This is a genomic window from Methylotuvimicrobium buryatense (assembly GCF_005931095.1).
Lineage (GTDB): Bacteria > Pseudomonadota > Gammaproteobacteria > Methylococcales > Methylomonadaceae > Methylotuvimicrobium > Methylotuvimicrobium buryatense.
The window spans coordinates 3,241,012-3,255,254 of the sequence record NZ_CP035467.1 but is presented as its reverse complement, the minus strand read 5'-3'; the positions used below and the strand labels follow the sequence as shown (position 1 = coordinate 3,255,254).

Here is a 14,243-nt window from a genome sequence, read left to right as displayed (position 1 = left end):
TGATCGTCATTGGCTTCGACAGTCGCGACGAAGGCGTCGCTCCCACAGGGGCGGGCGATAAATGCTCTGTGGGAGCGATCCCATGATCGCGATTTCGAAGCCGGTTTCGTTGGGTGGCAATAAATGGCATCGAGGTCTCATTGGCTAAGATTGCAAAAGAGAATTTTTGACTTATGTATAACGATGAGCGCTAGAGCGTGGGAACGATAAGGGGGGATAATCATAAGCGCCAACTTAAGGAAAGAGCTCGTTATTCCGCCAGGGATTGGCGGAATCCAGGGCCACGGATGGCAATGCGTAGCACCACATTCATGTAATATGGATATCAACAACCTATACCGATATGGCAAATAAAGCCATAAACGCACCATAGGATAGACGCTAAGTTGCGCTTATGGGGGGATAATTACGTCTGAATAGTTACGCGTTAAGTGACAATAAATAGTATCGAGGTCTCGTTGGCTAAGATTGCAAAAGGGTAATTTTTAGCGTAAGTATTCAGACCTCGTTGGCAAATTACCGCAATCCAGGCGTATTGTTGGCATCTCCCTTTGAAAAAGGGGGATTTATTTAAAAAATCTCCCCTAGCCCCTCTTTTTCAAAGAGGGGGACTGAATACTTACTTTTTAACTTATGTATAAAGTTGAGCGCTGGAACATGGGAATGATAGACGAGATGTGAATAATTACATCTGAATTGCCTGTTTTGCCAGCTAGGTTTGAATACTCGATCCCTTTGACACAGGTTTCTTCAATGCAAAAGAATACCCCATATATTTTATTTCTGATATTTATTTTGCTAGTAACGGTGTCTTTTTTTATTTTAATCAAGGATTTCTTATTAGCTTGTTTTTGGGCAATCATTCTAGCTATAGTTTTTGATCCTATTCATAAAAAGTTCAAACAATATTTTAAAAATACCGAAATACTGCCTGTGCTTCTGACCCTGGTGGTGATTATTATAGTTTTTATCATTCCAATTTTAACGATAACCTTAATGATTGCGGAAGAAAGCACTACTTTTTATAAAAAAATTGAAAGCGGAGAAATAAATCCACAGCTTTATTTTCAAGATAATCTCGAGCTTTTTTTACCAATATTCAATAAGATTCCATATGTTGAAGCTGTCAGTGTTGAGCAAATGGGATCGGCAGTAGGAGACATATTCTCTCAAGCAGTAAAATATTTAGCACAACAAGTCCCCATATTAACTCAGAACATATTGAGTATTATCGTTCAATTTTCGTTAACTTTTTACATGCTGTTTTTTATGTTACGGGATGGTCATTATTTGATAAGAAAACTCATTTCACTAATTCCGATAGGCGATAGGATAGAAATAGAGTTATTTAAACGTTTTACCAGCGTAGCGAGGGGTACTGTTAAAGGGGGATTAATAGTGGCTGTTATTGAGGGAGTTATTGGAGGGTTGGTATTTTGGTTTGTTGGTATTCCCACGGCCTTTTTATGGGGTACGATCATGGTCGTTCTATCCTTGCTGCCCGTAGGAAGCATTCTGATTTGGGTTCCCGCTGCATTAATTTTATTTTTACAGGGCGAAACTATACGAGCACTCATATTATTATCAGTCTTTGTTTTAGTTATTGTCACGATAGATAATTTTCTAAGGCCCCGGCTAATAGGTAAAGATATTAAAATGTCAGATTATTTGGTACTCGTATCCACTCTAGGTGGATTAACTTGGTTTTCATTAACAGGATTTGTATTAGGCCCTATTATCGCGGCATTGTTCGTTACGTGTTGGGACATATTGGGAAAAGAAAATATCGCAAGTCAACGGTAACAATTATTGAATTCGCTTGCCGCGTTTTAAATAAGACGCTGTATGCGGTAATAATTGAAAACATCCACCGTAAGTATTCAGTCCCCCTCTTTGAAAAAGAGGGGCTAGGGGAGATTTTTTAAATAAATCCCCCTCAATCCCCTTTTTTCAAAGGGGGACGCAAAGTTACAACTTGTTTTAAATGCAAGGTCTTAACAATTACCTTATCTCTCCTACCCTTTTTTTCCAGCACTAGTCGTTAATAATAAAACTCAATGTGCGGTGACGTACCGACTGTATTCAGTATTATGAGTACGATTATATTCGAGCGCCGGAATAACTTCGGAAATTGCTCAATAACCATTCAACCAACTATCGGGAACTCTCATGAACAAAGATCAAGTAAAGGGTCGGGTCGAACAGGCCAAAGGTAAAGTCAAAAAGGTCAGTGGCAAAGTCATGGATGACGAGGATATGGAGTTAGAAGGTAAGGTCGATGAAAGCCGCGGCAAGGTTCAGTCGGGTTATGGCGATCTTAAAGAAGATGTTAAGAAGGCGACTGATAACTAGAAATACCGAATCGCGCAGTGAGCCCTGAATGACGGGCTAACTGTTCGAGGGCGCTAAGATTCCCAACATTATTACAGGAAATAATCATGAAACATACACACAACAAACTCAGCGTTTTATCGGCTGGTTTCATTTTGGCACTTTTATCCTTAAACGCTTATGCCGAAGATAGCAAAATTGAAGCCCCCATGAACGAAGATCAAGTAGAAGGCCGCGTCGAAGAAATGAAGGGGACAGTCAAGGAAGGCACCGGCAAGCTACTGGACGACAAAGGTATGGAGATAGAAGGAAATATTCAAAAGAATAAAGGCAAGATCCAGAAAGGCTATGGCGATATTAAAAAGGATATTAAGGAAGGCAATTAAATAATGTCAGCTTTGATGAGAGAGCGTCTGACCTGATCAATCCTGCTGCGATTAATCAGTTCTCCAAAAACGGATTTTTGCTCATCGGCAATATTACTATTCCTTTTTGGCTTATACCCATCGAAGATCAAAATTCGGCCTAGCAGCCTGGAGCCTTCTTAGTCGCTGCCGAATTTTCAAGTACGAAGGGTATATAAATAAAACAACTTTCATAAAGCGTGGAGTGTGTCAATCAAGACGACACACTTTCATTTAACTTTTCTTTGGAGTATCCCATGCATCAATCTTCCCACACCGATTCCGCTATGCAAGCCTGCATAGAGACTTGTACGCGTTGCCATCAGGTTTGCTTGCAAACCGCTATGAATCATTGCCTGGAAACCGGCGGAAAGCACGTCGAGGCCGAACATTTCCGTCTGATGATGAACTGTGCCGAGATTTGCCAGACCTCGGCGAATTTCCAACTGAGTAGCTCTCGTTTCCAGCATCGCCTCCACGAAGTTTGCGCCGAGATTTGCGAAGCGTGCGCATCCGATTGCAAGGAAATCGGCGATATGGACGAATGTGTTGAAGCGTGTCAAGCATGTGCCGACAGTTGCCGGAAAATGATAAGCGCTCAGCATTAAGGCCATGTGGTATCCAAGGATAGTTTTTTTATGCTCGGTAATGACGACAGTGCTGACCGCATGCGGCGAGTCGGCACTGTTGCCGATTTCTGCGGGTATCGGTCCTAATCCACAATTACCGCCACCCAACCCGACGTTGATTCCCACTGTAAACATCGCTAAGGCTGTGGGCTGGCCATCAAATATAAAACCTGTGCCGGCGCCTGGTATGACCGTAAATGCCTTTGCCGGCAATCTCGATCATCCGCGCTGGCTCTATGTGTTACCGAATGGAGATGTACTCGTTGCCGAGACCAATGCGCCGCAACAGTCCGACGATAGTTGGAGCATCAAAGGCTGGATGATGAAGCGGGCGATGAAAAAGGCTGGCGCAGCTAGTCCGAGCGCTAATCGCATCACCTTGCTGCGAGATAGCGATGGCGACGGTGTAGCGGAAATACGAACGGTGTTTATCGAGGGACTCAACTCGCCGTTCGGCATGGCGCTGGTCGGCAACGATTTCTACGTGGCGAACACGGATGCGCTGGTGAAGTTTCACTATACCGAAGGCGCAACTCGAATCACTCAACCGGGCACCAAGGTTCTGGATCTGCCGGCTGGGCCAATCAATCACCACTGGACCAAAAACCTCTTGGCCAGTGAAGATGGTGCAAGGCTTTATGTGACAGTGGGTTCTAACAGTAATATTGCCGAAAGTGGAATTGAACAAGAAGTCGGTCGCGCTGCCATTTGGGAGGTGGATCCTAGGAACGGCAATTACCGCATTTACGCATCGGGATTGCGCAATCCTAATGGACTTGCGTGGGAGCCGGATGGCGGAGCGCTTTGGACCGTAGTCAACGAGCGCGATGAGCTCGGGAGCGACTTGGTTCCGGATTATCTGACATCGGTACCCGATGGCAGCTTCTTCGGTTGGCCTTACAGTTACTTTGGCCAACATGTGGATATACGCGTTAAGCCTCAGCGGCCCGACTTAGTCGCTGAGGCAAGGGTTCCGGATTATGCGCTGGGTTCTCATACCGCTTCACTCGGTTTGGCATATTCAAAAAGTTCCATTTGGCCGGCGCCATTCGATAATGGGGTTTTCATCGGTCAGCACGGTTCATGGAACCGCAAGCCACGCAGCGGCTATCAGGTCATCTTCATCCCTTTTCGTGTTGGCAAGCCTTTCGGTGAGCCCATCGAAGTATTGACGGGTTTTGTTAGTGAAGCCGGTGAAGCTTACGGTAGGCCTGTGGGGGTTGCGCTCGACAAACAATCGGCTTTACTGGTCGTTGATGATGTCGGCAATACTATCTGGCGTGTAACGGCGCCGCCAACCACGGCTACTGCCTCAACCCGATCGCAAGCCGCGCACTAAGAATAGCAACTGGCAAGGCTCGGACGCAGTATGAGCCTATCGGGCTTTGCAACCCCGTCTTAAACGTTTTGACTTTGGCCGAAGTTAGCCGAAATATTTAGGGCAAACCGAAACGTTGGGGACGGGTTAAATAACCCGTCCCGCAGAAGTGGCTACGACTGGCCACTGCTCGGACAATTGGCTTCAGCAAGCTGAAGCATCTTGCTAATCAGGTCCGACAATGACGATAACTGTTTAACTCACTCAGATTAGGAAAACTCATCATGAGCACTATTATCACCCAAGACGGAACAGAGATTTATTACAAGGACTGGGGTGCTGGACAACCCGTCTTCTTCAGCCACGGTTGGCCACTCAACGCCGATGCCTTTGAAAGCCAGATGTTATTTTTGGCATCCCACGGCTACCGCTGCATTGCGCATGACAGACGCGGTCACGGCCGTTCGAGTCAACCATGGAACGGTAACGACATGGATACTTACGCGGACGATTTGTCGGAACTTATTGAAAGCCTAGACCTGAACGGTATTACCTTGGTAGGTCATTCGACCGGCGGCGGCGAAGTTGCCCGATACATCGGTCGTTACGGCAGTCAACGTGTCGCTAAGGTCGTGCTGATAGGGTCGGTATCTCCACAGATGGTCAAGACGGACAATAATCCGACTGGTTTGCCGATCAAGGTGTTTGACGATATTCGTAGCGGCGTCGCCGCCGACCGCTCACAATTCTTTATGGATCTCACGGCGCCGTTCTACGGCATTAACCGATCGGGCGCCAAAACTAGCCAAGGCGTGCGTGAAGCCTTCTGGTTGCAAGGCATGCAGGGCGGCCTCAAGAATCAACTGGATTGTATCAGGGCGTTTTCCGAAACGGATTTTACCGAGGATCTCAAGAAATGCGATAGGCCGACTTTGATTATCCATGGCGACGACGATCAGATTGTACCGATCGACGCATCGGCGCACGCGTCGTTAAAACTTGTTCAAAATGCGACTCTAAAGGTTTATTCAGGCGGCCCGCATGGCTTGGCCGAAACACATAAAGAACAACTGAATACCGACTTGCTTGCCTTTCTCGACATCTGAGCGGACAGGGTAAGTTGCAACGCAGAATTGACTTGTTGATGTCTTTATCGGCTTGGTAACATCCGCAAGTCGCCGCTTCTAGACTGGCCAGTCGAGAATCCTGGCATCCTCTTGGCGATAACTGATAAAATCCGGATGCGCGCCGCATTGTCGGCAAAGCAAATAAACGGCCGTTTTTTCCGGTTCAAGCGACGGCTGAAGGTATAAGCGACGATGAGTCAGCAAAGAGGCATGAATGATGAAGAAAAAGATGGAGGCGGTTGAGATTCGTAAATCGCTAAGAAAAGAAGCGGAATCCATGGTGGCTAGCTTATCAGTGGATGAAAAATCGGCCCGTCCTAGCGAAGTTTTGATGCATGAGCTCATTATTCATAAGATTGAATTGGAGCTGCAAAATCAGGAGTTACGAAAAGCTCGCACCTTACTGGAAGATGCGCTGGATCGATATGTCGATCTCTATGAGTTCGCACCGGTCGCCTACATTACGGTTAACAGGGATGGTTTGATTAGCGAAATCAACTTGACCGGGGCGGCACTGTTGGGTGTCGATCGCGCTAAACTGATCAATAGCCGTTTCTCTAAGTTTGTTTCTCCTCAGGACAGTGACCGTTGGTATCGACTGTTTTTGAATATGAAGGAAAAACCTGAAGGGGAAAAGCAAAGATTCGGTTTAACGATGATGCGTGCCGATGGGACTCTTTTTTCCGGTTATCTCGATTGTTTGCATCGCGAATCTTTGGATGCCTCTTCGAAGTTGCGGGTCGCTTTGACCGATATTACTCAACAAGATGCCTCTTTCGAACAGATCGAATGACCGGTGTTCTTATATCCCTGATCAATCGGTAAATGTTATTGAAGTCGACATTTATCGGTTCTAGCGGCCGCGGGGTGGAAGCTAGTGAATCTATGTTGGGCTCGAAAGATTTCGTTAAAATGTCTAGCGTCTACATCTCATCATTCGCTCATAAATTTCATTGTCGGCTCGGTAACAACTGCAAGCAACGGCTTCTAGACCTGGTCGGTCGATAATCCTAACGTTTCCTCGTCTGTAACTAATAAGTTTTTGCTGCTGTAGTGAATTCGCAGCTCTGGTGATACCGACGCGCCTTACGCCTAGCATATAGGCTAGACCTACGTGCGTGACATGGAAGGTATTGGAATGCGCCCGGTCATGAATCATCAACAACGAACGCGCGAGGCGGGCTTCTACCCTATGGAATTGCGAGCATGCGGCCGTTTGCGCAAGTTGTCTCATCAATGCACAGAGGTAACGCTTTAGCTCTTTTTGTAGTGCGGGACTTTGTTCGAGTTCATGGAGAAATGCCTCCGCTGTAATGCGTAACGCGGGGCCTGCTCCTTGGACTACTGCATGAAACGGGGCGATGTCGACTTCCAGCATCAGAGTAATTCCGAAAAGCCCCTCGTTACCGACCATTCCTATCTCCAAATTGGAGCTGTCTATGGATGTTACCAGGGAAATAAAGCTTCCGGTCGGGAAATAAACGTGTGTAATGAGATCTCCTGGACGGCAGAGTACCTCGGCAAAAATAAGATCGATGGGTTCGCAATGTGCGAGCAACCGGTTCCGATCCTTGCAGGGTAGTGCCGTCAACAGTTGATTACTAGCTGGGCCGGCTTTGGAGGTCTGCACGGGGTTGCTCTCCTGGAACTCTTAGATTTTCATCACTCAAGTCATTACATTTTTTGAAAACCTATGTTCTTTAATTAGAAAAACATAGGTTCGATAAGAATGACGCGACGCTTCGGAGCAGGTGAGCGTAGTCGAAATGAATAACCGGTTAAGGCTCGGCACATCGGTTGATGTCAGTGGATGGCTCCGTAAGTGGAAATTAGACTAACGGATAAGCTTTCTAGCGTCTGTACGCTAACGCCCATAAATGCCTTCATCAAATTTTAACAAGTTGGACGATTATTCAGTAAGAAAAGGAGCGCAGCGTTTAGATCGGAGGGGAGGGAAGCAGACGATCGAATTCGGTTTTTACGACGTCATAGCATTCGCAGACGCGTTCCTCCAATCCGGGTCTATCTATTACCATGATGCGCCCACGGCTGTATTCGATCAATCCGGCTTTCTGTAATTTACCGGCGGCTTCCGTGACACCTTCCCGGCGAACGCCAAGCATATTGGCAATTAGCTCCTGCGTCATGCGCAATTCATTGGTAGGCAGTCTATCGAGGCTGAGCAATAGCCATCGGCAAAGCTGCTGATCCACCGAATGATGCCGATTGCAAACTGCAGTCTGCGACATTTGAGTGATCAAGGTTTGAGCATAACGAAGCATCAGATGTTGCAAAGCACTCGAGCGGCGGCCGCCCGATCGGTTAAATTCCTGCATGAACACCTTTTTTCGAAGTCGGTAAGCATGTCCAGCGCTTTGTACGATAGCACGGTTCGGCATGGTTCCTCCGCCCATGAATATCGCAACGCCGATAATACCATCGTTGCCGGTTACGGCAATTTCTGCCGAAGCGCCATTTTCCATGACATAAAGCAGCGAAACGATGCAATTCGTGGGGAAATAGACATAATTCAATTCGCCCCCGGATTCGTAAAGGACTTCGCCAAGTCGCATGGATACGCCTTCAAGATGAGGTATTATCCGCTCATATTGGTTTGAGGGCAGCAAGTTGAGCAGATGGTTTTGTCGAGGATCGCATGCATCGGTCATAAGTAATCAAAACTAGATAGTCATGGAAAGGGAAATTCTACGAATAGTTTATGTGGCGAACCGGTTCGTAGCCTCGATAAGCTTATAGAAAAAGCCGGGTATTTTTTATGGAATTAAGGCTGCTAATTTATAGCAGAGAACTTTAAGGGGTGCAAGTGAACGGAGAGGAGTAATTGTCGGCAAGTGCATGTATACCTTATCGCACTTCAAATTTCGGCTGTACCTGAAGAGGCGCCGAACTTTGATCCACGGGTATAGAAGGAAGCATCCTTAAAAACCGGAAATGGTTATATGTGCGGCAGCGTACCGACGACATTTAAAAGTCACTGTTATCATTACCTCAAAGTAACGTATCGACAGAAAACTAATTTGCAGACATATAAGCAATGTTACCGGGATGGCTTAAATCGGCAATACAGCGTGATAACTCAGCGGCACATATCTGGTCAACAGTGCCATTATGTTAAGTCGTTATTCCCTTTGCTTGTCAAATTTCGGTGCCGGGGTGCCCGTCAAAGGACGCCGTAAATACGTCCATGTAGGCTCTATGATAGCATCCATGCTATCCAAGCCTTTGCGAGCGCCATGGATGGCGTGAATGTCGATTTTGCATTACGCCAAGGATGGCGTGTAGTAGGGCAATGCAGGAGCAATTGCCGAGGAGCAAAAATCGACCTAACACCCCGGCACCTCCATTGGCTAATGCCGAAATTTGAAGTGCGAAAGGTATATTCCGGTACGGACTGCCGAAAGGTTGGCTTAACTTAATCCATCATAAAACTCATTTTTGTTATTGCGCTCCTCCCGGCTCGCTGCGGCAATTGATTGCTGCAGTTTTTTTTGTCCTGCACCACCGACTTTATTTCAGGTCTGATACCGCTAATACTAAAGGGAAGTCAGAAAAACTATCCATGCTAATAGAGACCATTTTTCATCCTGATCAGGATGCTTCATCGACTAGCCTGTCCTATCCACGTTTGAGCTTGAACGATGCGATAACTTGCGCCAAGGCGCGGCTTTTAGAGCTGCAAAACGAGGAAGGCTATTGGGTTTTCGAGCTTGAGGCGGATTGCACGATTCCTTCCGAATACATCTTGATGATGCATTTCATGGGTGAAATCGATGCAAGGCTCCAGGCCAAGATCGTTCAATATCTCCACGAACAACAAGACCGGGACGGCAGTTATCCGCTTTATAAAGGCGGACCGGGAGACCTGAGTTGCACGATCAAGGCTTATTACGCGATGAAATTGGCCGGCGACTCGATTCAAGCGCAGCACATGGTCAAAGCGCGCCGTTGGATACTGGCTCGGGGCGGCGGCGCCAAGGCTAACGTCTTTACGCGTATCATGATGGCGATGTTCGAGCAGATTCCTTGGCGCGGCGTGCCTTTTATTCCGGTCGAAATCATGCTTTTACCGAAATGGTTTCCGTTCCATATCGATAAAGTTTCGTATTGGTCCCGTACCGTAATGGTGCCTTTATTCATCTTGTGTACTTATAAAGTCAAGGCTCGTAATCCGAATAACGTGGGGATTTCAGAGCTTTTTATCACGCAGCCTGAGTCGGAAAAAAATTATTTTGCACACGTCAAAACACCGCTAGGCAAGTCCATATTGGCCGCGGACCGCATGGGCCGCTTGATGGAACCGTTGATTCCCGGTTTCGTTCGCCGCAAGGCAACGATCAAGGCTCGCGATTGGTTTTTGTCCCGATTGAATGGGTACGATGGACTGGGTGCTATCTTTACATCCATGGTCAATGCCTATGAGGCCATGGATTATTTAGGGATTCCTGCCGACGATGAACGGCGGCGTATCGCCAGGGAAGCGATCGATCGATTGCTAGTTGTCAAGCCGGATAAGGCTTATTGTCAGCCTTGCGTTTCACCGGTCTGGGATACCGGACTCGCCACGCTGGTACTGCAGGAAGTCGATCGCCGCGAGCGTGATCCGATTGCCGAACAATCGCTCACTAAGGCTTTAAATTGGCTGGCCGGTCGGCAATTGAGCAACGAACCGGGCGATTGGCGGGTGCAACGGCCCAATCTGCCGGGCGGCGGCTGGGCTTTTCAGTTCGGCAACAGCCATTATCCCGATGTCGACGATACCGCGGTGGTTGCGCTGGCGATGATAGAGTCCGGCGATCGCGAGTTTGCCGAAAATATCGAACGGGCAGGCGTATGGATTGCCGGCATGCAATCCGCCAATGGCGGCTACGGCGCTTTTGACGCGGACAATACGCATAGCTATCTCAACCATATACCGTTCGCCGATCACGGCGCTTTACTCGACCCGCCTACCGCCGATGTCAGCGGTCGCTGCGTTATGTTTTTGAGCAAACTGGTCGATAGACAGCCGGAATACCGGGCCGTTATCGACACCTGCATTACCTATTTGCGCAATCAGCAGGAAGCCGATGGATCCTGGTTCGGTCGGTGGGGAACAAATTACATTTACGGAACTTGGTCTGTATTGACCGGGTTCGAAAGCGCCGGTATTTCGAAGCATGATTCCCACATTCGTAAAGCTGTGGTTTGGCTAAAATCCAAGCAGCGTGCCGACGGCGGTTGGGGGGAGGACAATGATAGTTATCACGATGTCGGGGTTCGCGGCGAAAGCGAAACCGGCTCGGCATTTCATACCGCGCTCGCGCTGCTGGCCTTGATGTCGGCCGGCGAGGCGGGTTGCCCCGAAGTTAAATCGGGAATAAATTATCTCTTGAAAAACCAACAAGACGATGGGTTTTGGAAAGACGATGGCTTTAATGCGCCGGGTTTTCCCAAGTTTTTTTATTTGAAATATCACGGTTACGACAAATATTTTCCGCTCTGGGCGCTAGGGCGCTACCGCAACGAATGCGGGGACTTTATATCATAAAGTTGCGTAGGTCGGGTTAGCGATAGCGTAACCCGACGTTTTACGCGAAAGTGTCGAAATACCTTCGATAGGTGAAAGCACAATAATTTTCACAGTTTTAGACTTTGGCTGCCATTAAGGCTTCGCCATAATCCGGACGGAAAAAAGCCTTGAATAAACAATCGCCAGGCCACCATGCGGGTGATGTGAGCGATATCGTTCATCGGATGGAAATGGCTGGGTCTGGCGTTATCGGGATAGCTTGTACTCACGGGTACGAAGGCGCATGGAAATCTGTGTCGGGCGGCTTCGATGATGATCTCGCTTTCGAAAACGAAGCTCTGTTTCCGGCCCAATACGAATCGGCAGCGTCGGATCAATTGTGCCGGATACACGCGGAAACCCGACTGGCTGTCTTCGATGGTTTGTCCTGCGGCCCAGGCGATCCAAAAGTTGGCGAAACGGTTGGCCCGGTAGCGCGCCTTTGGAATCACGTCTCGGTTCCAGAGGCGTGAGCCAATCACCAGTTTGTCCGGATGGACTTTTGCCGCCATCAAGAGCCTTGGCAAGTCTGCCGGATCGTGCTGGCCGTCCCCGTCCATGGTGACGATTCCTTTCGCGCCGAGATTCAAGGCGGTCTGCATGCCGTTCCACAAGCTTGCCGCCTTTCCCAGATTCTCGGGATGGCGCCGCAATGTCACCGGTAAATTTGAGAGTTTGTCCGCAGTGCCATCGTTGGAGCCGTCGTCAACGACAATCACCGTGCCGAGATGCCGTAAGGCGCCTTGCACTACCTCGCGGATGGTGGCGGATTCGTTATAGGCTGGGATTACCAGTACGTATTTGTCTCTTCCGTTCATGTTGATCTCTCCATTCATAAGTAATATGCACAAAATAACTTCGCGAAACAGTAAGCTTTGTGGAGGTTCGGTGACTCGCTTGACAGGACGCCGTGAATACGTCCGTGTAGGCTTGACGGCGGAATCTGATTGCCAAGGATGGCATGAATGCAGATTTTGCAGGAGCAAAAATCTGCCTTGCCGCCGACACCTGTCAATCGAGCCAACGAACCCCCTTCCGACATTTGATGAAGTTATTTCATGCTCGTTCCTTAGCGAATTGTTGTCAGGCAATAAGGCATTAGCCGCGTTTCTATTCGTCCTTCCAAAAATCATAAAAATTGAACCAGTTATACGGCGCCAGTCGACAATAATATTCCAGGCGGTTGGCGTAGTTTTGCATAATGCAACGAGCCGCTGTTTCCCGCTGGTTTCGGTCGACCCGCGGCGGGTCGGCCAGGTGTTCAAACCAGGCGTCGTAGCCTCCGTCATTCCGATGTAGGCAGAAGAACGTAACCAAGGGCATGTCGAGAATTCGAGACAGCAAGACAGGAGCCTCTGGAAACCATGCCGGTTCGCCGAAAAATTCGCAGCGTATCCGTTTGTCGGCACGCACGCTGCGGTCTCCCAATAGCGCGATGAGACCGCCCTGGCGCGCGTGCTCGTCGAGCCCAATCAAGGAACCGATATCGCCCACATAGACAATATCTTCGAACAATGCCGGGTTCAACTTTCGGAATATGCCGGTAACTTGGGGCGTACTCTCCCCATAAACGAGCGCTTTGATATGGAATCCGCTCTGTAATTTTCCTACCGCACGGATGATTTCGAAGCTGCCGAGATGCGCGCCTACGAGCAGACAGCCGCGCCCGGAACGGGCGTATTCGTCCAGCACTTCCAGGCCTTTGATGCGAATATCCAATCGCTGACCTTGTCCGGCAAACATGTAAACCCGATCGAGTAACGTGTGGGCGAAGGTGTGGTAATGCCGGAATACCTCGGCCCAGCCGCAATCCCTGCCCAAAACCTTTCGCAGAAAGTTGCGGGATGCCGAGCGGGCGCGGTACGAGAACACAACGAAATAGATTGTGATCGGGTAAAGTAGGAGACGCGACAACCATCGCCCGGCCCGCAAGGCGATCCATTTGATGGTGTTTAACCAGAACAGGCTGCTTCGCTCCGGTACTTCAAGCCAAGCCTGTTTCATGGGACGCGATGCAGAAGGGGCCGAAAACTTGCTCACGACCGAGGAGTTTGCAGCTGAAACAAACCGGATCGTTTTTGCGAGGGATGGGTTTCAGTCGGTAGGCTTGCCCCACAATGACGATTGTGTTGCCTTTGTTGCTCATAAGCCGGTTGATGCGGGGCTTTATCGATGTATACGAATTGGCTATGTCACTCCTCATTCTGTGTTGCGCAGATGGGTGTGAACCGGAGTTCATTCGCAGTGACCTTTCTTTCGTTGCCATCACGTAAAAGGGGTTAATGGCCTCTGACGATCGTACACCACTCGCCGACGATGTTGAGTAAGTTCCTCGCCGAGTGATCCACTGAAGTGACTTCCGTGATATTGCCATTTTGCTTTGCCGCGCGAACACTAGCATCGCCGCGGGCCAGCAAGCCAAGTATGGATTCCGCGCAGGCTTTGCCTTCCTTCATCGTGGCTGGGTCGGTAGTTTCCCCGGTCGCAATGTCGCCCCAGATGACTTCGGTACCTAAAACGCCTTTAATCGGCGCATCGACAATCATGCAACCGCTGAGTCCGGCTACGAGACTCATCACGCCAAGCGTCAACCCTGCTCTCATGGATGGCCGCATCCGCTCTCCCGAATGGCTCAGGTCAAGTTTCGATGTTTCCCCGAATTTCTCTTTTGATATTACCGATTTGTCTTCAATTTGATCCAAAGTCATCGTTGTTCTCCAAAATTTTGATAGTTTGTGAGGTGTGGGATTAGCGTTTCTGAAAATATACCTTTCGCCCTTCAAATTTCGGTAGTGCCTTAGAAGGCGCCGCTGTGCTAGGTCGATTTTCGCTCCTCGGCAATCGCTCCTGCATTGTCCTAATACA

The 14,243-nt window shown here is 48.6% G+C and carries 13 protein-coding genes; 8 read left to right on the top strand and 5 right to left on the bottom strand.

What is annotated here, in order from left to right:
• Positions 1–753 precede the first annotated feature (753 nt).
• The 7 genes from EQU24_RS14565 to EQU24_RS14535 all read left to right on the top strand — a co-directional run bounded on the left by EQU24_RS14565 (position 754) and on the right by EQU24_RS14535 (position 6,602).
• Complete coding sequence (locus EQU24_RS14565; protein WP_017838798.1) at positions 754–1,803, top strand: AI-2E family transporter; 1,050 nt, start codon at positions 754–756, stop codon at positions 1,801–1,803.
• Positions 1,804–2,169: 366 nt separating this feature from the next.
• Positions 2,170–2,352 (top strand): CsbD family protein, encoded by a 183-nt coding sequence (locus EQU24_RS14560; RefSeq protein ID WP_014148984.1) that lies wholly within the window; start codon positions 2,170–2,172, stop codon positions 2,350–2,352.
• An 86-nt stretch (positions 2,353–2,438) separates the two neighbouring features.
• A complete protein-coding gene (locus EQU24_RS14555) occupies positions 2,439–2,717 on the top strand; it encodes a CsbD family protein (protein WP_017838799.1) in 279 nt (92 codons plus the stop codon).
• Between the two features lie 275 nt (positions 2,718–2,992).
• Entirely contained in the window at positions 2,993–3,343 is a 351-nt protein-coding gene (locus tag EQU24_RS23515) for a four-helix bundle copper-binding protein (protein ID WP_083877583.1), read from the top strand.
• A gap of 208 nt (positions 3,344–3,551) precedes the next feature.
• Positions 3,552–4,703: a PQQ-dependent sugar dehydrogenase gene (locus EQU24_RS14545; RefSeq protein WP_017838801.1), complete on the top strand. Its 1,152-nt coding sequence runs from the start codon at positions 3,552–3,554 to the stop codon at positions 4,701–4,703.
• Positions 4,704–4,966: 263 nt separating this feature from the next.
• Positions 4,967–5,788: an alpha/beta fold hydrolase gene (locus tag EQU24_RS14540; RefSeq protein WP_017838802.1), complete on the top strand. Its 822-nt coding sequence runs from the start codon at positions 4,967–4,969 to the stop codon at positions 5,786–5,788.
• Between the two features lie 235 nt (positions 5,789–6,023).
• Positions 6,024–6,602 (top strand): PAS domain-containing protein, encoded by a 579-nt coding sequence (locus EQU24_RS14535; RefSeq protein ID WP_235726363.1) that lies wholly within the window; start codon positions 6,024–6,026, stop codon positions 6,600–6,602.
• A 123-nt stretch (positions 6,603–6,725) separates the two neighbouring features.
• Here the strand turns inward: EQU24_RS14535 and EQU24_RS14530 are convergent, their stop codons facing one another.
• Positions 6,726–7,439, bottom strand: coding sequence for a Crp/Fnr family transcriptional regulator (locus EQU24_RS14530; protein ID WP_017838805.1), 714 nt, complete (start codon positions 7,437–7,439; stop codon positions 6,726–6,728).
• Positions 7,440–7,746: 307 nt separating this feature from the next.
• Positions 7,747–8,478: a Crp/Fnr family transcriptional regulator gene (locus EQU24_RS14525; protein WP_026129953.1), complete on the bottom strand. Its 732-nt coding sequence runs from the start codon at positions 8,476–8,478 to the stop codon at positions 7,747–7,749.
• A 911-nt stretch (positions 8,479–9,389) separates the two neighbouring features.
• Here EQU24_RS14525 and shc point away from each other — a divergent pair.
• A complete protein-coding gene (gene shc / locus EQU24_RS14520) occupies positions 9,390–11,357 on the top strand; it encodes a squalene--hopene cyclase (RefSeq protein WP_017838807.1) in 1,968 nt (655 codons plus the stop codon).
• 89 nt (positions 11,358–11,446) lie between these two features.
• On the opposite strand, the gene EQU24_RS14515 is transcribed toward shc, so the two are convergent.
• The 3 genes from EQU24_RS14515 to EQU24_RS14505 form a co-directional block, all read right to left on the bottom strand.
• The gene (locus EQU24_RS14515; RefSeq protein WP_017838808.1) at positions 11,447–12,196 is read right to left on the bottom strand and encodes a glycosyltransferase family 2 protein; all 750 of its coding nucleotides are present in this window, start codon (positions 12,194–12,196) and stop codon (positions 11,447–11,449) included.
• A 292-nt stretch (positions 12,197–12,488) separates the two neighbouring features.
• Positions 12,489–13,382, bottom strand: coding sequence for an LpxL/LpxP family acyltransferase (locus tag EQU24_RS14510; RefSeq protein WP_017838809.1), 894 nt, complete (start codon positions 13,380–13,382; stop codon positions 12,489–12,491).
• Positions 13,383–13,657: 275 nt separating this feature from the next.
• Complete coding sequence (locus EQU24_RS14505) at positions 13,658–14,086, bottom strand: TRL-like family protein (RefSeq protein WP_017838811.1); 429 nt, start codon at positions 14,084–14,086, stop codon at positions 13,658–13,660.
• Positions 14,087–14,243: the final 157 nt, after the last annotated feature.